This is a genomic window from Rugosimonospora acidiphila, from assembly GCF_039543385.1.
Lineage (GTDB): Bacteria > Actinomycetota > Actinomycetes > Mycobacteriales > Micromonosporaceae > Rugosimonospora > Rugosimonospora acidiphila.
On the sequence record NZ_BAABJQ010000020.1, the window covers coordinates 22,103 to 47,924 of the forward strand.

Genomic DNA, 25,822 nt, shown 5'->3' on the forward strand with positions numbered 1-25,822 from the left:
AACTTTTCGGCACCTCCCCGGTGCCTTCGTCCCCGCTCCCCGATGGCGACGCACACCCCCCGATAGAAGGGAACACCGTCCATGGCCACGGATGTTGGCCCCGATCCGCACCGGTCACTGCCGCCCGGGCCGGCCCGGGCGCCCCGGCGTCCCCGCCGGCGGCGGCTGGCCGCGACCCTGACCGCCACCGTCGGCGGCGTCGCCGCGGCGGCGATGGTCGCGGTCTTCGCGGCCAGCCCCGCGTCGGCCGCCTCGCCCCTGCGCCAACTGGCCGAGGCGCAGGGTCGCTACTTCGGCACGGCGGTGACGCAGAACATGCTGTCGAACTCCACCGTGACCAACCTGGCCGGTGCCCAGTTCGACATGGTCACCCCCGGCAACGAGATGAAGTGGGACACCACCGAGCCCGGCAACGGGTCCTACAACTACGGCCCCGGCGACCAGATCGTGTCCTTCGCCCAATCGCACAGCATGCGGGTGCGCGGGCACAACCTCGTCTGGCACAGCCAACTGCCCAGTTGGGTGTCGAGCCTGCCGACCAACCAGGTACAGGCGGCCATGGAGGCCCACATCACCAACGAGGTCACCCACTACAAGGGCAAGGTCTACTCCTGGGACGTCGTCAACGAACCCTTCGACGACAGCGGCAACCTGCGCACCGACGTCTTCTACCAGGCCATGGGTACCGGCTACATCGCCGACGCGCTGCGCACCGCGCGGGCCGCCGACCCCAACGCCAAGCTGTACCTCAACGACTACAACATCGAGGGCAGCGGCGCCAAGGCCAACGCCATGTACAACCTCGTCTCCTCACTGAAATCCCAGGGCGTACCGCTGGACGGCGTGGGCTTCGAGAGCCACTTCATCGTCGGCCAGGTGCCCTCCACCATGCAGGCCAACCTGCAACGTTTCGCCGCGCTCGGCCTGGACGTCGCGGTCACCGAACTCGACGACCGCATGCCCACCCCGGCCAGCCAGGCCAACCTCAACCAACAGGCCACCGACTACGGCAACGTCGTCAAGTGGTGCCTGGCCATCTCCCGCTGCGTCGGCGTGTCGCAGTGGGCCGTCGGTGACCCCGACTCCTGGATCCCCAGCGCCTTCCCCGGCTACGGCGCGGCCACCATGTACGACAGCAACTACCAGCCCAAGACCGCGTACAACTCCGTGGTCACCGCGTTGAGCGGCGGCAGCACCCCGCCCCCCACCACCGCTCCACCGACCACCGCACCGCCCACCACCGCACCCCCCACCACCGCACCCCCCACCACGGCTCCCCCGACCGGCGGCGCCGGTGGCTGCCGGGTCGGCGACACCATCAGCGCCTGGAACACCGGCCTGACGGCGAACCTCACCATCACCAACACCGGCAGCACTCCCATCAACGGCTGGTCCCTGGTCTTCACCCTCCCCAGTGGACAGACCATCACCTCCGGCTGGAACGCGACGTACACCCCCACCAGCGGGCCGGTCACCGCCACCAACCTCGGCTACAACGGCAGCCTGCCCGCGGGTGGCTCCACCACCATCGGGTTCCAGGCCAACCACACCGGCAACACCGCCGCACCCACCAGCTTCAGCCTCAACGGCCGAGCCTGCGCCCTCGGCTGACCCCGAACCGGTGCCGGCCCGGGAGGGTCCGGGCAGCAACACAGGCCACCCGGGCCGGCACCCTCACCCAGCACGCGACCGAACCGCGAGGCGGACCCCGCTCGACCGGGTCCGCCCGCGGCGCGGTCCGAGACCCGAACGACCGTCTGGCTCGGCGCGTCTGGCGCCGCGCCACGACCCAGACCTGCCGAACCTCACGGGGGAGACAGATGGACACCGGTCACCGGCTCATCGAGACGCCGGCCACCCACCTCGCCGATCTCCGTTACGAGAGCGGCTGCGTAGCGCTGACCTTCGACGACGGCCCCGACCCCACCTGGACCGGCCAGGTACTCGACCTGCTCGAGGAGAGCGGCACACCGGCCACGTTCTTCGTGCTCGGCAGGATGATCAGGGGTCACGAGCGGATACTCCGGCGGATGGTCCGGCTGGGCTGCTCGGTGCAGGTACACGCGTGGGAACACGTGCGGATGACCGATCAGCCCGCCGACCGGCGGCGGGTGGACATCGACCGGACCCGGCGACTCATCCGGGAGGTCACCGGCCACGACCCCAGCTGCGTGCGACCGCCCGAGGGGCGCGTCGACGCCGACGTGATCGACAGCATCGAGTCCGCCGGCCTGACCCCGGTCTTCTGGAGCGTGCACGGCCGCGACTGGACCCGGCCGGGCGTCGCCGCCATCGAGGGCGACGTGCTCGCCGGCCTGCACGACGGCGCGGTGGTGCTGCTGCACGACGGTGGGGGCGACCGGTCACAGACCGTAGCCGCGGTACCGCGGATCATCGAGGCGATCAAGGACCGCGCGCTGCGGCCGGTCAGCCTGTCCGCCCCGCCTCGATCGCACCGTGACCACCCGAACGGGTGACCCTCGCACCCGCTCAACCGGCGTGTCACCGGACCGTCACCGGCGCGTTACCGGCGGCGGTCCACTACAGACGGTCAGATCGCCCGGCCGGTTCAGCCGGCCGGCGATGACCCATGTCTCAAATTTCGCGCTCCCCCGGGATGGCTGTATAGCTTAGCCTTACCTAACTATGCCTTACCTAACAAAGAGGCGCCTGGGCGCCGTTTCCCTGCTGCTCCTGGCCATTGTGGCCGGGTCCTGGTGGAGAGCCACGCCGGCCGACGCGGCGCCCTCTGCCGGACCTGCCCACACCGTTCCGGCCGCGAATGAGGCACTGAAAGTGGCGCCGTCGCGACTAGAAGTAATCCCGGGGGACCCGGCCACGACCGGTACCGCCTCGGTGATGGACAGCGCCGGCAAGCAGGTCGCCGGCGGCGCGCTCGCCCCGGTAGGCGGAGGCGCCCTCGGCGTCGACCTCCCGTCGCTGGGTACCGGCGTCTACCTCGTCTCGTGGTCCGCCGGCCCGGACTCGGGCGCGTTCGCCTTCGACGTGACCGGTGGCGCCGCCTCCCCGGCCACGGTGGTCCAGCCCAAGCCGGACACCCCGCTGGGCTCGCTGCGCGACAACCTCGTCGAGTGGGTACCGATCATCGCGATCATGATCTTCGTTGGCTCCCTGGTGCTGCGGTTCCTGGTCAGCGCGCCGATCTCCCGGCGGCTCGGCGACCCGGCCCTGGCGGAGCGCACCGACCGCTGGCTGGTACGCCTGGCCGCGGTCGCGATAGCCGTGTTCGTGCCCACGACCCTGGCCGAACTCGCCTTCGACGACGGCCAGTTCGACTTCGGCTCCATCTGGCCATCGCTCGGCGCGGACGCCTCGGGCCATCTCGTCGGCGCCCGGCTGGCCCTGACCGCGCTGGCCGCGCTGTGCCTCATCCCGCTGGCGTTCGTGCGCGCCCGGCCGTCGGTCAGGACCTGGCTGATGGGCGCGGGCCTGCTGTGCGGCCTCGGCGAGCTGGCCGGACGCGAGATCCCCACGTCGAGCGGGGACGACTGGCCGCGCACCATCTTCAACACCGTGCTGTACGTCTTCCACCTGTGGGGCGGCGGGGTGTGGATCGGCGGGCTGGCCGGCCTGCTCATCCTGGCGCTGGGCGCGGTACCGGCGCAGGTGCGCCGCGGCTTCTGGCCCAGCGCGATCCGCCGGTTCTCCACCAGCGCGATGTCCGCCGTCGGCGTGCTGGTGCTGTCCGGGCTGTGGCTCTACTGGGTACACATCGACGGCGTGCAGCAGCTGGTCACCACGCTGTACGGGCGCACGCTGCTGGTGAAGCTGATCGTCGTGGCGGCGCTGGTCCTGCTCGGCGGCGCCAACCAGTTCTGGCTGATGCCGCGCATCGACGCGCAGCACGCGGCCGGCGACCACCGGGGACTCCGCGACACCCTGGTGCGGCACTTCCGCACGACCATCGCCGTCGAGGTGATCCTCGGCCTGTTGGTGCTGTTCATCGCCCCGCTGCTCGGCGGCTCGGCCCGCAACCAGGCGTTCCAGGCCAGCCCCGAGGTGTTCGCGCAGACCGCTCAGGCGGGTGGCTCGACGGTCGAGCTGATCCCGTCGGCGCTGCAGCCCGGGCTGCTCGACTACCGGATCAAGGTCGACGGCGGTCCGAGCCCCAAGCAGGTCACGGTGAGCTTCGCCTCGAGCAAGCTGGGCGTAGCCGCGCAGCAGGTCACCGCCGTGGCCACCGGCGGGGACAACTACCGGGTCTCGGGCTACTACACGCCGGTGGTCGGCGACTGGCAGGTCGGGGTGCAGGTGGACAACGCGGCACCGGCGACGTTCGACCTACCGATCGCGGCCAAGCCGCCGACGAAGCTGCCCAAGGCGCCCACCCCGCAGGTGCGGTGGACGACCTGGCTGTACGGCATCGGCTGGACCCTGCTCGTGGCCGCGGCGCTGTTCAGCTCGTTCCGGGTCTCCCGCCGGCTGACCGACCAGCGCACCCGATCGGCGCCACCGGCGGTCGAGCCGGAGCCCGACCTGGTCGACGCCTGACCTCACCCAACCATCGCCCGCCGACGCGGGATCGGGCCGGCCGGCGCAACCCGGCCGGTCCGGCCGACGTGGCGCCGCCACGCCCGCGGGCGACGATCGTCCGTGGCCGACGATCGTCGGATGCGCTCCGGGCGACGCTGCGGTAGAACGCAATCATGGACCTGTGGACCTACCTTGAATCGGAACTCGCGGAGGACGCCCGCCTCGGCATCGCAGCCGGCACGGGACCGGCACAGCGGACCGGCTACCCAGGAGACCCGGCGGTGTACGTCGCCGAGGACGAGGTGGACGTGGAGGCCGACGACGCCCGGTACCTGGCCCGCCCGCTCGGCACCGGCGCAACGCCGGCCGCCCCGGTACCGGCCGTGCTGGTCATCCACGAGAACAAGGGGCTCACGCCGTACGTGCGCAACACGGCGCGGCGGTTGGCCCGGCACGGGTACCTGGCGGTGGCGCCCGACCTGCTGGCCCCGCTCGGCGGTACCGGGGCGTTCGAGCCCGACCAGGTCACCAAGGCGCTGGCCGGCATCGCCGCGGACGACGTCGTGGCGTACCTGAAGGGGGTCGTCTCCGAGGTGGCCGGCGCCTCCGGTGTCCGAGCGGACCGGCTGGGCATGGTCGGGTTCTGCTACGGCGGCGGCGTCACCTGGCGGATGCTCACCCGCGACGCCCGGATCAGGGCCGGCGTCCCGTTCTACGGCCCGACCCCGGACGCGGACGCGGTCGCCACCATCGCGGGCGACACGCTGGCCATCTACGGCGAGACGGATCAGCGGATCACGTCGATGCTGCCGGGCATCCGGGCGGCCATGGCGGAGCACGGCAAGCCGTTCCGGGCGATCGTCTACCCCGGCGCCGGGCACGCCTTCCACAACGACAGCAACCCGGACCGGTACCACGCCGAGGCGGCCGGTCAGGCGTGGGAGGCCGCGGTGGGCTTCCTGGACGGGGTGCTCAGGTCCTGACCCGTGCCCGGTCGTGGTCCGTGCTCGCGGTCAGGACCGGGAGCCGGGGGAATCCCTCGCCCAGAACCGTCCGCGGCGCCCGAGCACCGGGTCGATGTCGGCGTGCGGCGCGGTCTCCACGAACCGCTCCACCGCCTGGTCGCATTCGGTCCGCCGCTCGTACGACCGGGCCGCCTTGGCCAGTTCGTGGCCGTCGACATCGGTCATGAACCAGCGCCACTTCAGCACCGGATCGGGAGACACCTCGACGGTCGCCTGACCGACCCGATCACGGACCACCATCGCGGCGGCCGCGGCCGCGGCCAGGTCGTCCAACTCCTGTGGCGAGACGCCGAGAATCCGATTGTTCCTGCCGACGAGTCGCCAGATCACCAGGCCGGCGCGTGTCCGATGGAACTGGTATCGCACGAGCGCCGCCCCGTTTCGCCTCTCGCCGCCAGCGGTTCGCTGGGAGTGACCGGCCAAGCCACGGAATGACACTTCCTGATCGTCGGATAGCGGGGATACGGGTCCCGCCTGAAGAGGCGGTGACGAGACTGACTCCTAGCGGTAACGTCCCCGCTGCGCGGTCACCGACGGCGGCGCGAGTGCCCCTCCGGCCAGTCGACCACCAGCTCCTCGCCGACGGGCAGCGCCGCCCAGCGCAGCTCCGTCTCGCGCAGCGCCTCGGCGGCGGCGGCGACCCGCCGTTCGTCCACCGCGGAGTCCGGCAGGGTGGCCAGGACCTCGCGGGCGGCCCGGCGCACCTGATCGGGCGTGGTCATCCGCCGCCGCGCACACAGCTGCACCAGCTCGGCGACCATTTCGGCCCGGTGCAGCCGGCCGGACCGGCCACGGATTACCTCGATGGACCGCCGCTCGGAGTGTGGGGGCCGCCGACCGTCCAGGTGATCCATGCTCGCGAACACCGCGCCCGCGGCCACCGCGCCCCAGAACCCGCCGTCCTCGCCCAGCTCCCTGTCCACCACCAGATGCACCAGGTCGTGCGGGATCGCCGGCCCGGCAACGCCCTGACGGACCCGGAACCGGACCCCGTCCGAGCGTTCGACCACCGAATAGGAACGCCGGCCGTCGGCGAGCCGCGGGAACCTGATCCTCATCCGCCCATTTTCCCGAGCCGGCCGGCGGCCCGGCAACCGAATACCGGCCGGCCGCGAGCCCAGCAACGAATACCGGGCCGGCGGGCCGGCAGCGGCATGAGGGTCAGGGCCGGCGCCGGCCCCCCAGCAGCCGCAGGCTCGCATAGGTCGCCCCGATGAGTACGGCGACCCCGGTGATGGTCAGCGACTCCACCGCGCGGGCCACCCCGGACAGCGACGTGGCCAACAGGTGCATCACCTCCAGGGCCGTTGCCGCGAACCCACCGCACCCGACGACCAGCACGATCGGGGACAGCGCCCGGGGCATCCGCCAGGACCGGCGGACCACCGTCACGCAGACCACCAGGCACACCAGGTAAATACCGCCACCCGCCCACTGCCACGACTCCGGCAGCGCCCTGGTCAGCCGGGGCAGGAACGGGTCCGACAGGTCCCCGGTCAGCCGCTGGATCTGCCCGCCCAGCCGCCGTACCGGCTCGGCCGACACCAGCGCGAACGGCGGGTACGGGTGCAGCCGCCGGGACAGGTCGGGCCAGCCGCCGAGCGTGTCGAGCAGGGCCACCACGCACAGGAACTGCCACAGCCCTACCCAACGGCCCAACCGTTCGGCCAACCGGGCGGTCCGGCGCACCGTACGGGATGCGGTCGGCCCGGCCGCGGACAGCACCCGCCGCGCGGACCTGGTGGCCCAGTTGCGGTTGGCCCGCGCCTGATGCCGCTCCCACCGCCGCATCGCCGGCACGAAGACCTCGTCGATGAGCGACTCTGGGGGTGATGGCCCGCGATCGGCGGGCGCGGGCTCACCGGCCCCCTGCCGGTCGCCGGCCATCAGCTCGGATCGGAACCGGTGGGCGGGGGCTCCTCCCACTCCAGCCGCACCACCATGCTCGCCTCCGCCCCGACCTTGGCCAGCACGCTGACCAGCGCGTTGGACTCGACGGTCAGCTTCACCCCGAACTCGACGCTGATCCGGCGCGGCGCCGCTATCTTGGCGCCGGCGACCGCGTCGGTGACCAGCCGGGTCATGTTCGCGATGTCGTCGCGCAGGTCGGCGAACCGGATCCGCCGGCCGGCCGTGGCGTCGCCCCCGCCGCCGCCGAGGACCTCGACATGCAGCACCGAACCATCGGGCATGTCGACCGGCAGGACACGGGACCGATCCGTCGGGTCGGGCATGGCCGCCTCTCTGCGGGTGCGGGCAGGTGGAACGATTTTAGTACCATCTGATGAACTCGCGTCGATCCGATGGCGGTGATGGTTCGGGCATGCCCACGCTCCAGACCGATCCCGCCGCACAGACCCGCCGCTGCGCCGTCGCCCTGTTCGACGGTGACGAGTTCCTCGGCAGCGGCTTCTTCATCCAGCGCGGCGTGGTGCTGACCTGCGCGCACGTGGTGTGGGGGCGGCCGGAGCAGCTCACCGTGCGGTGGGGCGAGCTGCGCATCCCCGGCCGGGTCATCGCGCGCGATCCGGAACGACCCGACCCCGGCCAGACGCACTATCCCTTCCCCGATCTGTGCTTTGTGAAGGTCAGCGAGGCGGTCAACCACCCGTACGCGCCGCTGCCCGACAGCCCGATCACGCCGAGCGAGGTCGACGCGTACGGGTTCAGCGAGTATTCGCCGGACGAGTCGGTGGGCCAGGAGACCCTGCGCCTGGACGTCACCGGCTTCAGCGGCCGGTACCTGCGGCTGAAGAACGACCGGGTACCGCCCGGCATGAGCGGCAGCGCCATCGTCGATCCGTCCACCGGCATCGTGTACGGCATCCTCAAGGCATCCCGCGACTACGAGCAGCAGCAGGGCGGGTACATGGTCGGCGCCACCAGCATCTTCGAGGCCCTGCGCCGCCACGCCACCACCCTCGACCTGCGCTCCCCGCTGGAGCAGCCGCTGCGCCGGCCCGGCGCACCGTGGCTGCGTGAACTGCTCGCCGCCCAGTCCCATGCCGCCGACCGGTTCCCGTACCGGCTGGTCGACGGGAACATGCCACCACTGTCCGAAGTGTACGTTCGGCTGCGGGCCCGCGCCCGGAGCAGCGGCGAGGTGCCCGGTCCCCTCGGCGAGACGCTGCCCGTCGCCCGGCCGGTCACCGGTCGGCCGGCGACCGACATCCTCACCCGGCACCGGCACGCGCTGGTCATCGCCGGCCCGGGCGCCGGCAAGACCACCCTCCTGCAGAACATCGCCGGGAACACCGCGGCCAACTGGCTGACCGGCGGCGACGAGCCACCCCCGTTCGGGCGGGTGGTCGCCGTGCGGGTGCCCGCGGTCGCCCTGACCACCCGCCGGCCGTGGCGGCAGGCCCTCGCGCAGGCCGTCACCGCCGACCTGCGCGGGCTGATCGACCACCCGCTGTCCCCCGAACTGTTCGACAGCCGCCCGATGCCCGGGGTCACCTGGCTGATCCTGGTCGACGGGCTCGACGAGATCCTCGACGCCGACCGGCGCCGCGAGCTGATCGACACCCTCGCGCTGCGGATGGGCGGCTACGACCAGGATTTCCGGTACCTGGTCACCAGCCGGCCGCTGCCCCTCGGCGAGCTGGAACGGCTCGGCGCGCACGTGCCCCGGCACGAGACCGACCGGCTCGGCGACTACCTGCTCAACCCGCTGGACACGATGGACCTGCGGCGGTTCGCCGTCCGCTGGTTCCGCGCCCGCCGGCCGCGCGAAACCGACGAGTTCACCGCCGACTTCCTGCGCAAGGTCGACGGCAGCGAACTCGCCCCGCTGCTGCAATCCCCCCTGCTGGCCACCATCACCGCGGTGGTCTACGAATACAACCCCGACGCCCCGCTGCCCGAGGACCGCACCGGCATCTACCGGAAGTTCGTGGACTACCTCATGCACGACCGGCAGGACCGGCTGCGCCTGGCCGAGCAGCTACGCGACCGGCTGTCCGGCCGGCTCACCGACGAGCAGATCACCGAGTTCCTGTACCGGGACACCGAGACGTGCCTGGAGCACCTCGCGGACCGCCGGCTGTGCGCCGACGAGCTGCCGTCCATACCCGGCGCCGTCGGGTACCTCCGGGCGCACCGGGCCTGGCTGGGGGCCGTGCGGAACCTGGACGACCACGTGTCCGGGCTGCTGACCAGCACCGGCCTGCTGGTGCCGGTGCGGGACCGGCTGGACTTCATCCACCAGAGCTTCGCCGAATATCTGGCCGCCGCCCCCGCCTCCGAGGCGCCCAGGTTCTCCTGGCGCGCCTGGGCCCGCACCGCCCGCCGCGACGGCGGTGTCCGCAGCCTGGCGATGTTCACCCTGGCCCGCGCCGTCGGTCGCGACTTCGACCCGCTGCCCCTGCTGCGCCGCCTGCTGATGCCACGCTGGAATCTCCGGCACACCGGCGTGCCGATCGTGTCCGCCATCCTCTCCGACGGCATGCCGCTGGGGACGGACGGCGGCCAGCGGTTCTTCTCCACGGCGCTGCGCCTGCTCCGGCTGCGCCCGGCATTCCCACTCGGCGGGTTCATCGAGCGTGACCTTCCGGAGGTCGTCGGTTGGTTGCTGGCCCGCTCGCCGCGGCCCGACGAGCTGTTCCGGCTGGCCTCCAGCCGGTGGGTCTCCACGCCCAAGCGGCTCGGCATCGCGGCCGTTCTCGCCGACAGCGCCATCGACACCGTGGCCGAGCACGGCCGCCAGGCACTGCGCCGGCTGGCGACCCACGGCCGGCTGGACTACCGCGTGGCCGCCTGCGCGGTGCTGGCCGAGCAGGACAGCGAGACCGACGGGGAGCTGATCTCACGCGTGCTGCGCGACGCGCTGATCGACCACCGGCGCACCGAGGCCCGATCCAGCGCCCTGGCCCTGCTGAACGAGTTGGGGCAGGGCCGGCTGGCGGTGCTCACGCTGCTGTCCGTGGCGCTCGACCCCACCCGTGGCCGCCGGGCCCGGCACGGCGCGCTGGGCCTGCTCGCCTTCGCGTCGAGCCGCAACCTCAACCGGTCCGACGCCACCGTTGAATCGCTCGAACCTCGGCTGCGCCACACGTTCTCCGGTCCCCCGCTGGCGAACACGTGGATGGGCGACGTCGTGGCCGACAACCGGCGCGCGTTCGTCGACCGCCTCGCGGCCGCGATCGCGACGTACTACCCGCTGGACGAGTGGCGGCTCGGTCGCGCGCTGGTGCTGCTGATGCGCGACCCCTCGAACAGCCCGACCGATCGGCTGCGGGTCGGCAACCTCCTGGGGGCACGGGCGGACGAGCGGGTCGCCCGGCTGGCCCTGGGCACCCTGGCGACCGACGAGCACCTGGGCCGGACCGGGCAGCTCGCGGCGGCCAGGAGCCTGGAGCGTCTCGGCGACGTCGGGCAGCGGGAACGCCTGCTGGCGCGATGGCGCGAACGGTCGGGCCGGCGCGGACGGCTCGGCCGCGCCGATCTCGACGACTGAGGCCGCCGCTCGGTGAGCCCTCGACGTCACCGCGCGCGCCCGACGGCGCAGCTTCGTCGCGGTCGCCGTCGCGGTCGCGGGTTCGGTCAGGTTGGTCGAGTTGCCTTGCGCCACCTGGCATTCCGATCGTCCGGGCCGCCCGGTGGTGGCGGAGCGGCCCGAACCGATCGGAGCGGCCCGGACCGATCGGGGCGGCCCGAACCGATCGGAGCGGCCCGAACCGATCGGAGCGGCCCGGACCGATCGGGGCGGCTACCCCTCGTTGCCGCGGATCTCGACGGTGGTCAGGTTCCACCGGTCGTTGGTGGGCGCCGTGTCGCCGATGGTGATGGCCGTACCCTTGGCCGTGGTCGGGCCGGTCGTGGACTGGACCCAGTACGTGCCGGAATCGTTGATGGCGGCCTGCGCGACCAGTGTCTGTCCACCGTCGACGGTACGGTTGACCAGCCGGTCCCAGTCGTTGCCGACGGCGAACACCCACGAGTTGGCCGCGGTCGTGGTGAGAGTGTCGTGCGGCGCACCGGTACCCGCGTTGGCTTCGGCGACGGTACCGATCCCAGCGGAGGAGCGGAACGCGACGACGGTGAGTTCCTGCTGGTACCCGGTGGTGGACATGGCGCTGCGCACCGACACCGCGGTGCCCGCCGCGGATGCCCGGGCGGTCCACACCTCGGCGGTGCCGTACTGGGCGTCGGTGCGTCCGGCCAGCGTCCAGGTCAGCCCGCCGCCGGATACCGTGGCCTTTTGTTTGGTGCTGGCCGGCGCGTCGCCCGCCACGAACGCGACGAGCAGGTCGTCCGCTGTCGCGGTCGTCACCCTCACGGTCAGCGGGCTGGTCCCCTTGCCGGTGGCCTGCGCGTCCACGGCCGGCGGCGCCGACCCGGAACGGGGTGCGACCGTCGCCGTGGTCGGTCCGGTGCCCGGGTTGGGCGGTCCGCCGGTTCCCGCCGGCCCGGTCGGGCCCCCGGGAACCTGGTGCCGCGTCGGCGTCGACGTCCGGGCCGAAGCGTTGGCCGATGGCGTTCGGGCCGAAGCGTTGCCCGACGGCGTTCGGGCCGAAGCGTTGGCCGATGGGTTGAGCCGACCGGTGACCGGTGCCGTCGTGACGGTGTCCGGGCCGGGTAGGCCACCGGCCGCCGCGTCGACCGTGTCGCTGGCGGAATCCGGAGAACCGTGGCTCGGCAGTACGGCGAACACCACCGCGAGCGCCGCGGCCGCGGGGATCGCGCCACCAAGGATCAGGATCTTTCGGGTCCGCCGTACCGGCGGCTTCCGCTGATCGCCCTGGTCGGCGTCCGCGGCCGTCCGCCGATCGTCCCGGTGCCTACCGGGCGCGGCCACGGCGTCGGCGGCCCCTCCCTCCGTCGGGTCGTCGGTAGCAGTCCGATCGGCGACGGTTTCGGTGATCGGCCCGATGTACGGGCGCACCAGGGCCGTGGAGCGCCGGTCGCTAGCCTCATCCAGGCAGCGGGCGCACCGCCCTGCGTCGGATGGTCCTCCACATGTCGAACACGGGTCGTGGGCATGCATAGCAATTCCGATCCGCCGGCGAGTTTTAGGCGCACTCTATTCGCATACATGGTCGGTGCCGATGCGGCACCCGCCATCCTGATCTGACGGTCAGGTGCCGTAACATTTCCAGCTGTGCTGTCGCCGAGCGGGGCTCGGTCGGGTGAGTCGGGATTTCCCCAGGTGGCGGTGTCCACAGTGCTCAGTGCGTCCGGCCTCGGGCCGTGTCGCGGCGGGTCAACACCTTTGGCCGCAAGGACGATCTGGCCGCCGTTAATCCAGCGATTCGCCCGCTACGCGGGGGATCCGGCATCGAGGGCGTGCCGGTGGTCGCGGGCCCAGCCCGCGAATGTCCGAGGTGGACGGCCGAGCACCAACCGCACGTCGTCGCTGAGTCTGGCGTTGCCGCCGGCCGCGACCAGCCGGGAACCGTTGACGGCCACGTCGACGAAGGCCGGCTCGACGCCGGCGGCCAACAGCCGTTCCCGGTAGGTGGCGAGCGGCACCTCGACCGTGGTCAGCGTCCGGCCGAGGGCTTCGCCCAGTACGGCCGCCTGCCGCGGGACGCTCAACATCCGCGGACCCGTCAGCGTGAGCACTCGACCCGCGTGCTCATCGGACGTCAGCACGCGCACCGCCAGCTCGGCCACGTCGCGCGGGTCGACCACGTCCTGTTCCCCGGTACCGGTTGTGTTCGGGATCGGGTGCCCGGACCGGATCGGTTGCGCCCAACGCAGCGCGTTGGAGCCGAAGCTGGACGGGCGCAGGATCGTCCAGGACCTGCCGGCCGAGCACAGCTCGCGCTCCCCGGGCAGGTGCCACTGGTCCGCACCGCCGCCGAGGCGCTGACCGGACTCGACGCGCAGCGCGAGCGGTTGCGGTTGCCGGTCCTCGCCTGCCGGCTCTCGCGGTCAGCAAGCGACGGCTGCGCGACGTGTTCCGCGATGAGGTGGGGCTGCCGCCCATCCGGTTCGAGCGCATCATGCGGGTCCGCCGGGTACTCGACCGGGCGCCTACCCCTGCCCGCCGCTGGGCGCGGGTCGCCGCTGCCGCCGGGTACTACGACCATTCCCACCTGATCGCCGAGTTCCGCGCGATGATGGGCGTGACGCCGGTCGCCTACTTCGCCGACCGCCTGCCACCCCTGCGCGGCTGCGACGGGCGGCTGCGGGCCTCCTGAGCGGTGGTCACTGCCGGTACCGGAGCGTTAACGGAAATCGGTCTGGCCATTTGCGGATGGGACGGTAATACACTTCGGCCATGTCTCGTCGGGGGCCCGGGCGCGAGTCCGTGTATCGCACCATCGCCAATCAGCTTCAGGACCGCATCAACTCCGGCGAGTGGCTGCCGGGCCAGCGGATGCCCACCGAGTCGGCGCTCGTCGCCGAGTTCGGCGTCAACCGGCTGACCGTACGCCAGGCCCTCGCGCAGTTGCAGCAGATCGGCATGGTGAACATCCGGCACGGCAGCGGCACGTTCGTGGCCGATCCGTCCCCAGTGCTGGAGATTTCCGTCGATCCGGGCACCCAGGTGGACGAGGGCAGCGTGCACGCCTCCATCAAGAGCATCGTCAACGACGACGTCACCGAATCCGTCCTCGATTACCAGCCCGACCCGTATCCGGCCGCCGCCGGCTACCTGTCCGTCGAGCGCGGCCAGATCGGCCGCCTGGACACCCTGGTCGGCTCGGGCGGAGACCCCTTCGCGGTCAGCAGCTACTGGATCGACGCCCGGCGCTTCGACGGGCTGGCCGACCGTTGGGTTCCGCAGGCGACCCTGGCGGCCAACCTCCGGGAAAACTACGGGACAACGCTGTATTACGACTGGCGTGGTTTCTCCGCCGCGGCGGCCGGAGCGCTGGAGGTCGAGCACCTCGGCGCGCGCCCCGGGGCGCCGCTGATCGTGCGCGACGGCGTGAGCGTGGACGCCGAAGGCAACGCGGTCTACTACGTCCGCCGCCGCATCCTCGCCGAGCGCGCCTCATGGGTGCGTTACCGCAGGTAGTGAGGTTGCGAGTTCTACTCGCCAAGGTTTACACGTCGTTCAGACTCAGGCTCGGGGCACGTCATCTAGATGAGTCAGCGTTGGTCGCGGGTCATTACCGCAGGACACGAACCAACGCCGCTCGCCAAAGCGATCCCTGGTGCGAACCAGCGGCTCCCGGTGCCTCGCCGGGCCGCCGGGCGGCATGCACGCCGAACAGCTAGATGAGGAAGCCATGACCAGGTACCTCCAGATCGTCCAGACCAGCCCGTCACCCGGCTCGGAAGAAGAGTTCAACGAGTGGTACGACACGGTCCACGTGCCAGAGGTGTTGCGGATGCCTGGCTTCATCAGTGGCCAGCGTTTCCGGCTCGTTGACGCCGATCCATCGGAAGGGCCGCGCTACCTCGCGGTCTACGAGATCGAGTCCGACGACATCGCGGCCACGCTCGACACGATCCGGGACACCGCGCCCGGCCGCACCAAGTCCACCGCTATCGACACCTCGGTCAGCATCGTGCGGATGTACGAGCCGCTCGGCGAACCCCAACGGCGCGCGCCGGCGCCCGAGGGTTCCACCGTGGCCGATTCCGACTGACCAACCACGAACTCGTTCCACTCACTCAGGAGTACAACGTGAGAAAGGCACTTGCCGCCGCCATCCCACTGCTGTTGCTCGGCGGAATCGCCGGCTGCGGAGCGGGCAGCAGCGACAACAGCACCGCCTCGAACGCCCCCGTGACGATCCAGTTCTGGAACACCTTCACCGGACCGCTGGAGACCGAACTCGGTTCGCTGGTCAAGGATTTCGAGTCCTCGCACCCGAACATCAAGGTGAAGCTCGTCTACCAGCCGTACGACTCGATGCTGCAGGCGCTGCAGACGTCGGTGGCGGCGAAGAAGCCACCGGCCATCGCCCAGCTCGAGCTGACCCAGATGGGTCAGCTGGCCACGGACGGCGCCCTGGCCCCGATTTCCGACCTGCTGTCGGCCAACGACGCCAAGGCCGTGCAGAAGTCCATCATCCCCGCCATCGCGACGGCGAACTCCTACCAGGGCAAGCTTTACACCGTGCCGCTGGGCTACAACTCCAACGTCCTCTACTACAACAAGGACCTGCTGGCGCAGGCCGGGATTTCGCCGCAGGACATGCCAAAGACCTGGGCGCAGCTGGAGCAGGACTCGCAGAAGCTGGCCAAGGACACCAACGGCGACGGTAAGACCGACACCTTCGGGTACGCGTTCCCGGCTCAGGCGCCCTGGATCCTCGAGGTGCGGCTGTGGCAGAGCGGCGCGCAGCTGTTCAACGACGCCAACAACAAGGCGTTGTTCGATTCGCCGCAGGCGGTGAACACCTTCAAGCAGTACCAGGATCTGCTGAACACCAAGTCCGCGGAGATGGTGCAGACGGACTCCTCGCTGGACCAGTTGACCGACCTGTTCGCCGCCGGCAAAGTGGCGATGTTCGAGCAGTCCTCCACGGCGGTGCAGGCCATCACCAGCGCGGCCAAGTTCGACGTCGGCGAGGCCCAGTTCCCGACCATGGGCAAGCAGGTCTACAGCCTCGGCGGCTACAACCTCGGCGTCTTCAACGGCGCGCCACCGGCACAGCAGAAGGCCGCGGCCGAGCTGATGAAGTGGTGGACGAGCCCGGACGTCGCGGCGAAGTGGACCAGCGTGTCCAACTACATGCCGGGCATCCAGGCCGCGTGGAACACCGACACCCTCAAGCAGTGGCAGAGCGCGGACCCGCGGCGTGCGGTGGCGGCGGCACAGATGCCCTACACGCGGTCACGGCCGAACCTGCCGAACTACAACGAGATCGCGGATGACCTCGCGGACGCCTTCGAGTCGACGATGAGGGGCCAGGGCACGCCCCAGGCAAACCTCACCAAGGCGGTCGGCCAGGCCAAGGACGTCATCTCCGAATCAAACTGACCCTGGACGACGCGGGCGGCGGCGAGGCGATCCGGCGCCGCCGCCCGCCATCCCACGAACCGCAACCAGGAAACGATAGAGAGAACATGAAGCTCACCCCTTCGGCGGCGACGTCGATAATGAACATCGATCAGATCAAGAGTTCGTCCTCGTTCATCACGGCATTCGAACTGTCGGTCGACTTCGCCATGGACATCGTGACCGACGAGCACCTCGACGCGCTGGCGGCACTACGCGCCAGCGGCGTGGAGTACAGCGTGCACGCACCCTTCCGGGACCTGAACATCGCCTCGCTCAACGACGGCGCGTACCAGGCGGCCCGCGCCGACATGATGCGGGCGATCCGCATCGCCGACCGGGTGGGCGCGACCGCCATCAACGTGCACCCCGGCATCCACGGGTACTACCCGGCGGAGTTCTGGCCCCGGATGAAGCGCCTGGAGCAGGACGTGTTCGAGGAACTGTCCGCGTTCGGCGCGGATCGGGGCATCCGGGTGATGGTGGAGAACCTCATCAAGACCAACGTGCACTTCGAGGACACCTGGACGCTGGACGGCATCATCCAGCTGCACGACGAGTGGGACGCCGACAACAAGGGAGTGTGCCTGGACACCGGGCACGCGCACCAGGCGGGGCTGAACGTGGCCGAGGCGCTGCGGCGGCTGGGCAAGCGGGTGCGGCACCTGCACCTGCACGACAACCACGGCGGACCGATCGACGAGCATCTGCCGATCGGGGACGGCACCATCGAGTGGGAGCCGTTCTTCCAGGTTCTGGAGGAGCTCGACTTCCAGGGGTACGGCGTGTTCGAGTTCGGCCCCCCGCCGCGCCAGGAGCGGGCAGTGGAGTTGCTGCGCGACCGCTTCGGTTCGCTCGTCGGGAGGTAATCCAGCCGTGACCGCACGCGTCTACCGCTGGATGCCGCTGCTGTTCCTCGCGCCGAGCCTGATCCTGCTGGGCCTGTTCGTCTTCTATCCGACGGTGAACGCGGCGTGGACGAGCCTGACGAACTGGAACGGCATCTCCCCCAGCAGCGACTTCACCGGCCTGAGGAACTACCTCGACCTGTTCACCGACGGGGACTTTCTGCGGTCGCTGCGCAACACCTGCCTGTACGTGGTGCTGACCCTGCCGACCAGCCTCGTGCTGGCGATCGGCGCTGCCCTGCTGATTCAGCGGGGCAGCGCCGGCTCCACCGTGCTGCGGCTGGCCTTCACGGTGCCGTTCGTGGTGAGCATCCCGGTCGTGTCGGTGGTGTGGGTGTGGATCCTCGACCCCAACTTCGGCATCCTGAACTATGGCCTGCACCTGGTGGGCCTGGGCCGGCAGGACTGGCTGGGCAACCCGTCGACCTCGATGCTCGGCATCGCCATCCCGTCGGTGTGGCGGCAGTTCGGCTACTTCATGCTCATCGTGCTGGCCGGCATCAAGGGGATCGACCCGTCGTACCACGAGGCGGCGGCCCTGGACGGGGCGTCGTACTGGCGGCGGTTGCGCCGGATCACCCTGCCGTTGCTGGGCCCTCAGCTGTTCTTCTGTCTGGTGCTGGGCGTCATCGACTCGTTCCAGGTCTTCTCGCAGGTGGATCTGATGACCGGTGGCGGACCGCTGAACAGCACGAACGTCGTCGTCTATGAGCTGTACAAGCAGGGCTTCTCGTACTTCCACGTCGGCTACGCCTGCGCCATGGCCGTGGTGCTGATGCTGGTGCTCGGCGCCCTGACATATGTCCAGCAACGCTGGGTCGGGTCGAAGGTGTTCTATCAATGAAGTCGACCGTGGTGCTGCGCACCGTGTCGAACGTGCTGAAGGTGTTCCTCGCGCTCGTCGTGGTGTTCCCGATTCTCTGGATGATCGTGACGGCGCTGAAGCCGTCGACCGAGGTGGTCACGTGGCCGCCGACGTTCCTGCCCCGGCACTGGCACTGGGGCAACCTCGCCGAGGTGGAGCGGGCCGGGCCGTTCCTGCGGTGGTACTTCAACAGCGTGCTGATCGCGGCCATCACCGTGGCCGGCAACCTCGTCTTCGGGGTACCGGCGGCATTCGCCTTCGCCCGCCTGAAGTTCCGCGGCCGCAACCTGCTGTTCCTGGTGGTGCTGGGCAGCCTGATGATTCCGGGCGAGGTGCTGCTGATCCCGCTGTTCGTGTTCCTGAACAAGCTGGGCTGGGTGGACACCTACCAGGCGCTGACCGTGCCGTTCCTGGCCAACGGCTTCGTCATCTTCCTGCTCCGGCAGTTCTTCGAGACGATCCCGCGGGAGTTGGAGGAAGCGGCCGTGATCGACGGTTGCGGACTGCTGCGCATCATGTGGCACGTGGTGGTGCCGCTGTCCCGGCCGGCGTTGGCGGTGTCCGCGTTCTTCGTGTTCATCGGCTCCTGGAACAGCTACCTGTACCCGCTGATCGTGACCCGGTCGGAGTCGATGCGCACCGTCACGGTCGGGCTGTCGTTGTTCAAGAGCGAGTCGGGCACGAACTGGCCGCTGCTGATGTCGGCCGCCACGCTGATCGCGCTGCCCGCGATGATCGCGTTCCTGCTCATCGAGCGGCACCTGAAGGACACCATGGCGCTGAGCGGGGTACGGGGGTAGCTGTCCACCCGGGCCGTAGCGCCCGTTCACCCGAGCCGGGTGCGGCGCCCGCTCGATACTCTGCCGGTCATGGGAATCACCGACCTCGCGACCCTGAGCGCGGCCTGGGCGGCGATCGCGATTTCGGTCGCGACCGCCCTCCTGGCGTGGCGGCAGAACGCGAGAATCGCCGAACTGGACCGTCGACAGACGCTGGACGTGCGGCAGAGCGAAGCGGTCATCCACTTCACAACCCGGTACCACGACCTCATGCGCGACGGGGAGCGCTTCGATGATTCCCGGTGGGTCACCCAGTACTGGGGGCAGCTGAGCATCGAGTTCTTCTTCTTCGACCGCGGCTGGATCCCCGACTTCATCTATGAGCTGTGGATGATCGAACTGATAGGCCGGGGATACCTCCAGTCGCCGGCCGCCTGGGAGTCGCACCTCCAGCAGCTCGTCGAGCTCTACTCCCCCGCCTACCCGCGGATGACGGATTTCTTCCTCGGTCTCCGTGAGCTCGCGCGCCAACCCTTCCCCGGTCCGGCCCTGCGCAACGAGGCGGTGGTCCGGTACGTTCGCGGCTACCGCGAACAACCGGCGGCCACGGGAGCCGGACGGGTCGACTACGCGGCGGGGTTCAGGTGGGTGGTGAGGAAGTCGATGATCCGGCGCCGGGCGTCCTGAGCCGACCCCGGTCCGGGCTGCCACGACGGGTACGTGCTGAGATCTTGTCCACAGAATAGATCTTGGAACTCCTGATCGGCGCGGGCCGCCCATTAGGATCTTGAACCGTGATGTGGTCGAACTACGTGGTGAGCACCGGGAACCCCGTCACCGTCCGCCGCGGCTGACGTCCATGGCCGCCGAGCTGACCGACCGGCCGCGGATCGATGCCGCGCTGGGCCTCGAACTGGTGACGGCCCGCACTCTCGCCCGGTCCAACGCGACGGTCACCGTGCTCATCCCCGCGCACAACGAGAGCGAGACGATCGCCGACGTCGTCAAGGAGTCCCGGCGTGGCCTGGAGCTGCTGGGGGTCGACGAGGACATCGTGGTCAGCGCGAGCGGCTGCACCGATGACACCGCCGCCATCGCGCGCACGGCTGGCGCCCGGGTCATCGAGTCCCCGAAGGGCAAGGGCGCGGCCATCATCGCCGGGCTTGCCGGGGCGCGGGGCGACATCGTGTGCCTCATCGACGGCGACGTGCGGTACTTCGGGGATCCACCGCTGGTGCCGCTGCTGGTCGAGCCGATCCTGGCCGGCATCGCCGACGCCTGCGTCACCGACCTGTACTGGCGACCGGTGTACCCGCAGCTGTGGCTGATGGGCTTCTTCGCTCCGCTGGCCGGGGCGTTGTACCCCGACCTGCTGGCGCGGTCCGGGTCGACGCCGTGGTCGGGGCAGCGCGCCGCGCGTCGCGAACTCTGGCCGCAAACGCTGCCGGACGGGTTCACCTCCGATCTCGAGATCCTGCTGCACTGGAACGAGAACGCGGTCCGGTTGCGTCCCGTGCTCGCCGACGACTGGGTCAACCCGCAGCGACCCAAGCCGGACCTGATGGCCGAGGAGCTGTCGCTGGTCACGCGTTGGGCGCTGCGCGACGGGCGCCTGGCGCCAACCCTGGTTCCCGCGGTGCGGAGCTGGTTCGAGGCCGCGCACGCGATGATGGCCCGGTACCGGCCGGGCGAGCACGACCCGCAGGAGTTCGAACGCCAACTCCTGCGGGACTCGCGGGCCGCGCTGCACCAGGCTCTGGCCGGCCGCCGCTCAGGTCGCCTGGGGGCGCCGCCGGTACATCGGGCCCTCGATGAACAGGATGAGCAGCAGGACCGCCTTGGCGAGCCCCGAGGCGAGCAGCGGCGGGCTCACCCGCAGCGCCGGGGTCAGGGCGAACAGGAGGAGGACCGCTCCCAGCCGCAGCCGTGGAATCCGGCCGGTCGCGATCCGGTCGAACAGGCAGCAGCCGATCAGGAACATCCCCGGCCCACCAACGATGGCCAGGGCCAGCCCCCACGACGTGGACCCCATCGGGTGATCGATCATCGACCGGTCGCCGGCCGCGATGGCCACCACGCCCCCGGCCATCAGCAGGTGCCAGTGGGAGGTGAAGGTGCCCGGGCCGACCTTCTCGGCGAAGCGGCCGGGCGGGGGCGCGGCCGGCCGGCGGACCTGCTGGAAATACAGCAGGAACAGCAGCACGGCGCTGGCGAACGAGGAGGCGAGGGGCTCATCGGGTCTCCGGAGGATCCGGGGCAGCTCAGCGGTTGACACGCACGCCCTCCCACCGGGAAATCCTACGGCACGCGACCATCGGTCACCGGCAATCACGAGCCGATGCGCGTTGCCCTAATCCGAGGCGTCCCCACCGTTCCCGGCGCCATCGCGGCGCCGACAAACCGCTTGCCACCAGATCGGAATCCGGTACGTTACTCACCTGTGCGCCGGCCCGACCCGACGCGCTCGTCCACCCCCGACTCACCTCTCGGAGAACAGCCCGTGGCCAAGCTGAACCAGATCATCGCCGTGTCGAAGGGCGTCAAGAGCGAGACTCTGCGTTCCTTGACCGCGGCGCACCGCGACGTGCAGAAGCAGCCCCTCCTGTCGGGCATCTCCCGCACCTACCAACCGAAGGACGACGAGGGTGAGCGGCTGCCGGCCGAGTCGACCCGGGTGCAGCTGACCGCGCAGGGCGTCATCCGGGACGTGAAGGCCAGCCTGACCCGCCTCTTCGACGTGGTCGCCAGCCAGGACTACGCGAACCGCGACGCCACCGCCGACATCGTGGTCGACGGCCAAGCGCTGCTGACCGGCGTGCCGGTGACCTACCTGCTGTTCCTGGAGAAGCAGCTGACGGACCTGCACACGTTCGTGGAAAAGCTGCCGACCCTCGATCCGTCGGAGAGCTGGACGTTCAACGAGGCGGCCGGCTACTACGCGACCGACCCGGTGCAGACGACCCGGACGAAGAAGGTGCCCCGCAACCACGTTCTCGCCGAGGCGACGGAGAAGCACCCAGCGCAGGTGCAGGTGTACCAGGAGGACGTCATCGTCGGCACCTGGGCGACCATCAAGTTCTCCGGCGCCCTGCCGGCGACCACGGTCCGGGACCTGCTGGAGCGGGTGACGAAGCTGCGCGAGGCGGTCAAGTTCGCCCGCGAGGCCGCGAACAGCATCGAGGTCACGGACCGCCACGTCGGCGACCCGATCCTGACCTACCTGTTCGGGTAAGCTCACAGACTCCCCCGTCTGGAGCACGGGGGTGCCCGCGAGGGCAGAAGCTGAGGGTGAATCTGAGCCTGACGCACGACCCGGCCCCAGTGGAGGTTCGACCCCTCCCCCGCGCACCACAGGCGCGGGTGGCCCAATCGGAAGAGGCAGCCGGGCGGCACCTGAATTTCAGACTCTTGCTCCAGCCTCAGCATTCTCCACCGATCGCCAGATCGACCGGACGTGGACGACGACAGTCGAGGTGCTGGTTCAAATCCAGCCTGGGGCTCTCCCTGCCCCGGTGGTTCAACGGCAGAACGCGACGTCATCAGACTGATCCACGGACTTAAACGCCACTGGCGAGCGCAATTGGGTGGTAACCGGACCCCCGGCGGATGGGTATGCCGCCGGGGGTCGCCCATTCCCGGGTACGCGACGGCCGCCCTCAGCCGCCGGCCGTCGCGCCAGCCTCGACGGGGCGGACCCGGCGGCGGCGCGACCACAGCAACGCCGCGGCCACGGCGATGACCGCTGGTGCCGGGACGAAGCCGATCGCCCCCGCCGATCGCCTGGCACACGGCGCCGTCGACGGCGGAGCCCGCTGCGCTGCCGGCGGCGAACGCGGTCGCCACCCAGGCGAACGACTCGGCCGCCGTGCCCGGGAGGGCCACCCGGTCGGCCGTGATGAACACGGCGGTGAGCGTGGGCGGCAGCATCAGCCCGCTGATCGCCAGCGCGCCCGCCATCACCGGCAACGGCGCGGCCAGCAGCGGCGGCAGGTAGCCGGCGGCCAGCACCGCCACCACGCCGGGCAGGGCCCGGCGGGGATTCCGGAACGGGTACCGGGCGGCGAACAGCCCGCCGGTCAGCGCCCCGGCCGCGTGGGCGGCGAGCAGCCAGGCCGCCCAGGAGCGGGACCCGTGCGCGTCGGCGTACCCGGCGACCGCGACCGACGTGGCGCCGACCGCCGCGCCCACCAATACGGTGGCGGCCAGCAACAGCCGTAGGTCCGGTGAGCGCAGGGCGCCGGCCCAGTGCCGGCGGGCCGGGCTGCCGCGCCAGCGCCGCACCGCCGGCGCGGTGACGAACAGCAGGGTACCGGCGAGCTGACTCGCGGCGGTCGCCACCAGGCCGCCCCGGGCGCCGCCGGCGGCGTACCCGGCCAGCGCCACCAGCGGCCCGACGATGAAGATGAGCTCCTGGAGCGCGACGTCCAGGGTGTACGCGGCGTGCAGCAGCGGTTCGGCGATCAGGTCCCGCCACAGCACGCGCAGGCACGACTCGAACGGCGGCGCGCCGATCCCGGCCATGGCTACCGCGACGACGGCGACGGCCGGCGTGGGGTACAGCACGACGAGGGCGAACCCGACCGTCGAGAGGGCCGCCCCGCCCCACAGCACCGGCGGCTGGCGCCACCGGTCGGCGATTCGGGCGAGCATCGGCTGCCCGACGGCGGTACCCGCGGTGTACGCGGCGACGAGCACGCCGGCCATGGCGATGCTCATGGTGTCGCGCGCGAACAGCAGCAGCGACAACGGCGCCGAGGCGAGCGGCAGCCGCCCCAGTTGGCTGGCCGCGAGCACCCGGACGGTCTGCGGTGCGCGCAGCACGGCGGTCACGCCGCCCGCACCGCTCACACTGTCGGTGGCGCTCACGCTGTCGCCGCCCGCGCCGCTCACGCTGTCGGCGCCGCTCACGCTGTCGGCGGCGCTCACCACGCGATCCGCGCGGTGACGGCCGACCCTGGCCGGAGTGGAAGCGGCGGATTGTTGGGTAGGGCAGAGACAAACACGGTGGGCATGGCGAAGCGCTCCGGAGGGGGAAAGAGGGGACCTGTGACGGCGTCGGTGGTGGACGGTCAGGGAGCGAGGTCGCCGCGTTCGTGATCGTTGCCGTACAGCGGCAGGTCCGGAGCGAACCACTGGGCGTAGGCAGCGGCCACGGCCTCCAGCGGAATCACGCCGCCAGCCTACCGCCCGCCCGCCTCACCGGGCCGGATGCCTCACCTCGCCGGATGCCTCGCCCGGCCGGATGCGCGGCGGTCGCGCGGCTCGCGTGGGGTCACGCCGATCGTCGCGCCGGCGTCGTGAGCCAACGCGATCGGGTCACGACCAACTGCGATGGAACCCTCGGTTAACAAGATCATCCCGCCGTTCCCCGGGAACGACGGGGCGGTTAGGGTAGCGCGCGGCCGATTGGGCCGCCGCCGGGTGCGGCCCGCGCAACGCCGGCCGGACTCGGCTTGCTGTCGGGAAGAATGAGGTAACACGCATGGCGAAAGTGGTTATCGCCTCGACCCCTGCCCAGGGACACGTCGCTCCGCTGCTGACGGTCGCGACCGACCTCGTACGGCGCGGGCACGAGGTGGTGGTCCACACCGGTTCCCGTTTCGGGCAGCGCGCACAGGAGACCGGGGCTCGGTTCGTACCGCTGCGGGGACTCGCCGACTTCGACGAGCGCACCTTCCCCGGTTCGCTGCCGGGACGCGAGGAAGTCCCGGAGGGCCCGGAGCGCATCGGTTTCGACCTCGTACACGGCGTCATCAATCCGATGGCCGACCAGTACGAGGGGCTGCGCGCGCTGCTCGCCGACTTCCCCGCCTCGGTGGTGCTCGTCGACATCATGTTCCTGGGCATCCTGCCGATCTCCGGGCTGCCTCGCGAGGAGCGGCCCACCACCGCCACCGTGGGCATCCTGCCGCCCGTCTTCGACAGCGTGGACACCGCGCCGTTCGGCACCGGAATCCCACCGCTGCCGGGCGAGGCGGGGCGGGCCCGCAACCGCGCGATGTACGAGCAGATGCGGCAGCTGACCGCTCCGCTGCAGGAGTACGCCGCCAAGGGTCTGGCCGACCTGGGCGTGCAGCTGGACGACAGCCTGTTCAACTTCATCGCCCACGCGCAGGACCACTACCTGCAGCTGACCGTACCGTCGTTCGAGTACCCGCGTGGCGACTGGCCCGAGGGTTTCCGGTTCGTCGGCGCGCTGCCGCCCGACCCGGGCGGCGACTTCGAACTGCCCGACTGGTGGGGCGAGCTGACCGCCGGCCGGCCGGTCGTGACCGTCACCCAGGGGACGCTGGAGAACAACGACCTGTCCGCGCTGGTCGAGCCGACCCTGCGCGCGCTCGCGGAACTGGACGTGACCGTGGTCGCGGCCACCGCGCGCCCGGACGGACCCGATGCGGTGCGCGCGTCGCTCGGGACGGTACCGGCCAACGCCCGCCTGGCCGGGTTCGTGCCGTTCGACCGGCTGCTGCCGCTGTCCGACGTGCTGATCACCAACGGCGGCTACGGCGGCGTGCACGCCGCCCTGCACCACGGCGTACCGCTGGTGGTGGCGGGCGAGAGCCAGGACAAGCCCGAGGTGGCGGCGCGGGTCGAGTGGAGCGGTGCCGGCGTGAGCCTGCACAGCGGCCGGCCCGGGGAGGCGGCCATCCGCGCGGCGGTGACGTCGTTGCTCGCCGAGCCGACCTTCCGCACCCGGGCGCGCGAGCTGCGTGCGGAGTTCGCCGGGTACGACCCGCTGGAGACCATCGCTCAGGTGGTGGAGACGGCCTAGCACACCCCCGCCTAGCACACCCCCGCCTAGCGCACCGGTGCCGGCGACCGTCGTCTCGGTCGCCGGCACCGGAATC

Annotated in this window: 23 protein-coding genes and 1 pseudogene; 16 read left to right on the plus strand and 8 right to left on the minus strand. The window is 71.0% G+C overall.

What is annotated here, in order from left to right:
* Positions 1–81: 81 nt before the first annotated feature.
* The 4 genes from ABEA87_RS28175 (at position 82) to ABEA87_RS28190 (ending at position 5,477) form a co-directional block, all read left to right on the plus strand.
* Entirely contained in the window at positions 82–1,611 is a 1,530-nt protein-coding gene (locus ABEA87_RS28175; protein WP_345634641.1) for an endo-1,4-beta-xylanase, read from the plus strand.
* Positions 1,612–1,820: 209 nt separating this feature from the next.
* The gene (locus tag ABEA87_RS28180) at positions 1,821–2,477 is read left to right on the plus strand and encodes a polysaccharide deacetylase family protein (protein WP_345634644.1); all 657 of its coding nucleotides are present in this window, start codon (positions 1,821–1,823) and stop codon (positions 2,475–2,477) included.
* Between the two features lie 319 nt (positions 2,478–2,796).
* Positions 2,797–4,512: a CopD family protein gene (locus tag ABEA87_RS28185; protein WP_345634646.1), complete on the plus strand. Its 1,716-nt coding sequence runs from the start codon at positions 2,797–2,799 to the stop codon at positions 4,510–4,512.
* 155 nt (positions 4,513–4,667) lie between these two features.
* Positions 4,668–5,477 carry a dienelactone hydrolase family protein gene (locus tag ABEA87_RS28190; RefSeq protein ID WP_345634648.1) on the plus strand — a complete coding sequence of 270 codons (810 nt, stop codon included), beginning with the start codon at positions 4,668–4,670 and terminating at the stop codon, positions 5,475–5,477.
* A 30-nt stretch (positions 5,478–5,507) separates the two neighbouring features.
* Here ABEA87_RS28190 and ABEA87_RS28195 read toward each other — a convergent pair whose 3' ends face one another.
* The 4 genes from ABEA87_RS28195 to ABEA87_RS28210 form a co-directional block, all read right to left on the minus strand.
* Positions 5,508–5,885, minus strand: coding sequence for a hypothetical protein (locus ABEA87_RS28195; RefSeq protein ID WP_345634650.1), 378 nt, complete (start codon positions 5,883–5,885; stop codon positions 5,508–5,510).
* A 161-nt stretch (positions 5,886–6,046) separates the two neighbouring features.
* Positions 6,047–6,577, minus strand: a complete 531-nt coding sequence (locus tag ABEA87_RS28200) for a hypothetical protein (RefSeq protein ID WP_345634652.1) — start codon at positions 6,575–6,577, stop codon at positions 6,047–6,049.
* A gap of 103 nt (positions 6,578–6,680) precedes the next feature.
* Positions 6,681–7,406: a hypothetical protein gene (locus ABEA87_RS28205; protein ID WP_345634654.1), complete on the minus strand. Its 726-nt coding sequence runs from the start codon at positions 7,404–7,406 to the stop codon at positions 6,681–6,683.
* Entirely contained in the window at positions 7,406–7,753 is a 348-nt protein-coding gene (locus ABEA87_RS28210) for a CU044_2847 family protein (RefSeq protein WP_345634656.1), read from the minus strand. The genes ABEA87_RS28205 and ABEA87_RS28210 overlap by 1 nt, the downstream gene beginning before the upstream one ends.
* A gap of 89 nt (positions 7,754–7,842) precedes the next feature.
* Between ABEA87_RS28210 and ABEA87_RS28215 the strand changes: the two genes are divergently transcribed.
* The gene (locus ABEA87_RS28215; protein ID WP_345634658.1) at positions 7,843–10,974 is read left to right on the plus strand and encodes a trypsin-like peptidase domain-containing protein; all 3,132 of its coding nucleotides are present in this window, start codon (positions 7,843–7,845) and stop codon (positions 10,972–10,974) included.
* A gap of 252 nt (positions 10,975–11,226) precedes the next feature.
* Here ABEA87_RS28215 and ABEA87_RS28220 read toward each other — a convergent pair whose 3' ends face one another.
* Together ABEA87_RS28220 and ABEA87_RS28225 are read right to left on the minus strand one after the other, a co-directional pair.
* On the minus strand, positions 11,227–12,315 hold the full coding sequence (locus ABEA87_RS28220) for a hypothetical protein (RefSeq protein WP_345634661.1): 1,089 nt from the start codon (positions 12,313–12,315) through the stop codon (positions 11,227–11,229).
* A 461-nt stretch (positions 12,316–12,776) separates the two neighbouring features.
* Positions 12,777–13,151: a Rossmann-fold NAD(P)-binding domain-containing protein gene (locus ABEA87_RS28225; RefSeq protein ID WP_345634663.1), complete on the minus strand. Its 375-nt coding sequence runs from the start codon at positions 13,149–13,151 to the stop codon at positions 12,777–12,779.
* 20 nt (positions 13,152–13,171) lie between these two features.
* On the opposite strand from ABEA87_RS28225, the gene ABEA87_RS28230 reads away from it, so the two are divergent.
* The 9 genes and pseudogenes from ABEA87_RS28230 to ABEA87_RS42735 all read left to right on the plus strand — a co-directional run.
* Complete coding sequence (locus ABEA87_RS28230; protein ID WP_345634665.1) at positions 13,172–13,663, plus strand: helix-turn-helix domain-containing protein; 492 nt, start codon at positions 13,172–13,174, stop codon at positions 13,661–13,663.
* An 80-nt stretch (positions 13,664–13,743) separates the two neighbouring features.
* The gene (locus ABEA87_RS28235; RefSeq protein ID WP_345634667.1) at positions 13,744–14,487 is read left to right on the plus strand and encodes a GntR family transcriptional regulator; all 744 of its coding nucleotides are present in this window, start codon (positions 13,744–13,746) and stop codon (positions 14,485–14,487) included.
* A gap of 214 nt (positions 14,488–14,701) precedes the next feature.
* Positions 14,702–15,064, plus strand: coding sequence for a DUF4286 family protein (locus ABEA87_RS28240; RefSeq protein WP_345634669.1), 363 nt, complete (start codon positions 14,702–14,704; stop codon positions 15,062–15,064).
* Between the two features lie 38 nt (positions 15,065–15,102).
* Positions 15,103–16,404, plus strand: a complete 1,302-nt coding sequence (locus tag ABEA87_RS28245; protein ID WP_345634671.1) for an ABC transporter substrate-binding protein — start codon at positions 15,103–15,105, stop codon at positions 16,402–16,404.
* 86 nt (positions 16,405–16,490) lie between these two features.
* Positions 16,491–17,291, plus strand: a complete 801-nt coding sequence (locus ABEA87_RS28250; RefSeq protein ID WP_345634673.1) for a sugar phosphate isomerase/epimerase family protein — start codon at positions 16,491–16,493, stop codon at positions 17,289–17,291.
* Positions 17,292–17,298: 7 nt separating this feature from the next.
* On the plus strand, positions 17,299–18,174 hold the full coding sequence (locus ABEA87_RS28255) for a carbohydrate ABC transporter permease (protein ID WP_345634675.1): 876 nt from the start codon (positions 17,299–17,301) through the stop codon (positions 18,172–18,174).
* Positions 18,171–18,995, plus strand: a complete 825-nt coding sequence (locus ABEA87_RS28260) for a carbohydrate ABC transporter permease (protein WP_345634677.1) — start codon at positions 18,171–18,173, stop codon at positions 18,993–18,995. The genes ABEA87_RS28255 and ABEA87_RS28260 overlap by 4 nt, the downstream gene beginning before the upstream one ends.
* Before the next feature lie 69 nt (positions 18,996–19,064).
* Positions 19,065–19,661 (plus strand): hypothetical protein, encoded by a 597-nt coding sequence (locus ABEA87_RS28265; protein ID WP_345634679.1) that lies wholly within the window; start codon positions 19,065–19,067, stop codon positions 19,659–19,661.
* Between the two features lie 172 nt (positions 19,662–19,833).
* Positions 19,834–20,217 (plus strand): annotated as a pseudogene (locus ABEA87_RS42735) (glycosyltransferase); the annotation flags it as partial.
* A gap of 528 nt (positions 20,218–20,745) precedes the next feature.
* Here the strand turns inward: ABEA87_RS42735 and ABEA87_RS42740 are convergent.
* Positions 20,746–21,306, minus strand: coding sequence for a low temperature requirement protein A (locus ABEA87_RS42740; RefSeq protein WP_425570970.1), 561 nt, complete (start codon positions 21,304–21,306; stop codon positions 20,746–20,748).
* Between the two features lie 168 nt (positions 21,307–21,474).
* Here ABEA87_RS42740 and ABEA87_RS28275 point away from each other — a divergent pair, with 168 nt between their 5' ends.
* The gene (locus ABEA87_RS28275) at positions 21,475–22,206 is read left to right on the plus strand and encodes a DUF7873 family protein (protein ID WP_345634683.1); all 732 of its coding nucleotides are present in this window, start codon (positions 21,475–21,477) and stop codon (positions 22,204–22,206) included.
* A 2-nt stretch (positions 22,207–22,208) separates the two neighbouring features.
* On the opposite strand, the gene ABEA87_RS28280 is transcribed toward ABEA87_RS28275, so the two are convergent.
* Positions 22,209–23,900, minus strand: coding sequence for an MFS transporter (locus tag ABEA87_RS28280; RefSeq protein WP_345634684.1), 1,692 nt, complete (start codon positions 23,898–23,900; stop codon positions 22,209–22,211).
* A gap of 556 nt (positions 23,901–24,456) precedes the next feature.
* Here ABEA87_RS28280 and ABEA87_RS28285 point away from each other — a divergent pair.
* A complete protein-coding gene (locus ABEA87_RS28285; protein ID WP_345634686.1) occupies positions 24,457–25,746 on the plus strand; it encodes a glycosyltransferase in 1,290 nt (429 codons plus the stop codon).
* Positions 25,747–25,822 lie beyond the last annotated feature (76 nt).

What these genes read in the sequence shown, in the direction of transcription:
- ABEA87_RS28175 (WP_345634641.1), top strand. Translation starts at nt 82, where the DNA reads ATGGCCACGGATGTTGGCCCCGATCCGCACCGGTCACTGCCGCCCGGG.
- ABEA87_RS28180 (WP_345634644.1), top strand. Translation starts at nt 1,821, where the DNA reads ATGGACACCGGTCACCGGCTCATCGAGACGCCGGCCACCCACCTCGCC.
- ABEA87_RS28190 (WP_345634648.1), top strand. Translation starts at nt 4,668, where the DNA reads ATGGACCTGTGGACCTACCTTGAATCGGAACTCGCGGAGGACGCCCGC.
- ABEA87_RS28200 (WP_345634652.1), bottom strand. Translation starts at nt 6,577, where the DNA reads ATGAGGATCAGGTTCCCGCGGCTCGCCGACGGCCGGCGTTCCTATTCG.
- ABEA87_RS28205 (WP_345634654.1), bottom strand. Translation starts at nt 7,406, where the DNA reads ATGGCCGGCGACCGGCAGGGGGCCGGTGAGCCCGCGCCCGCCGATCGC.
- ABEA87_RS28210 (WP_345634656.1), bottom strand. Translation starts at nt 7,753, where the DNA reads ATGCCCGACCCGACGGATCGGTCCCGTGTCCTGCCGGTCGACATGCCC.
- ABEA87_RS28215 (WP_345634658.1), top strand. Translation starts at nt 7,843, where the DNA reads ATGCCCACGCTCCAGACCGATCCCGCCGCACAGACCCGCCGCTGCGCC.
- ABEA87_RS28235 (WP_345634667.1), top strand. Translation starts at nt 13,744, where the DNA reads ATGTCTCGTCGGGGGCCCGGGCGCGAGTCCGTGTATCGCACCATCGCC.
- ABEA87_RS28240 (WP_345634669.1), top strand. Translation starts at nt 14,702, where the DNA reads ATGACCAGGTACCTCCAGATCGTCCAGACCAGCCCGTCACCCGGCTCG.
- ABEA87_RS28250 (WP_345634673.1), top strand. Translation starts at nt 16,491, where the DNA reads ATGAAGCTCACCCCTTCGGCGGCGACGTCGATAATGAACATCGATCAG.
- ABEA87_RS28260 (WP_345634677.1), top strand. Translation starts at nt 18,171, where the DNA reads ATGAAGTCGACCGTGGTGCTGCGCACCGTGTCGAACGTGCTGAAGGTG.
- ABEA87_RS28265 (WP_345634679.1), top strand. Translation starts at nt 19,065, where the DNA reads ATGGGAATCACCGACCTCGCGACCCTGAGCGCGGCCTGGGCGGCGATC.
- ABEA87_RS28285 (WP_345634686.1), top strand. Translation starts at nt 24,457, where the DNA reads ATGGCGAAAGTGGTTATCGCCTCGACCCCTGCCCAGGGACACGTCGCT.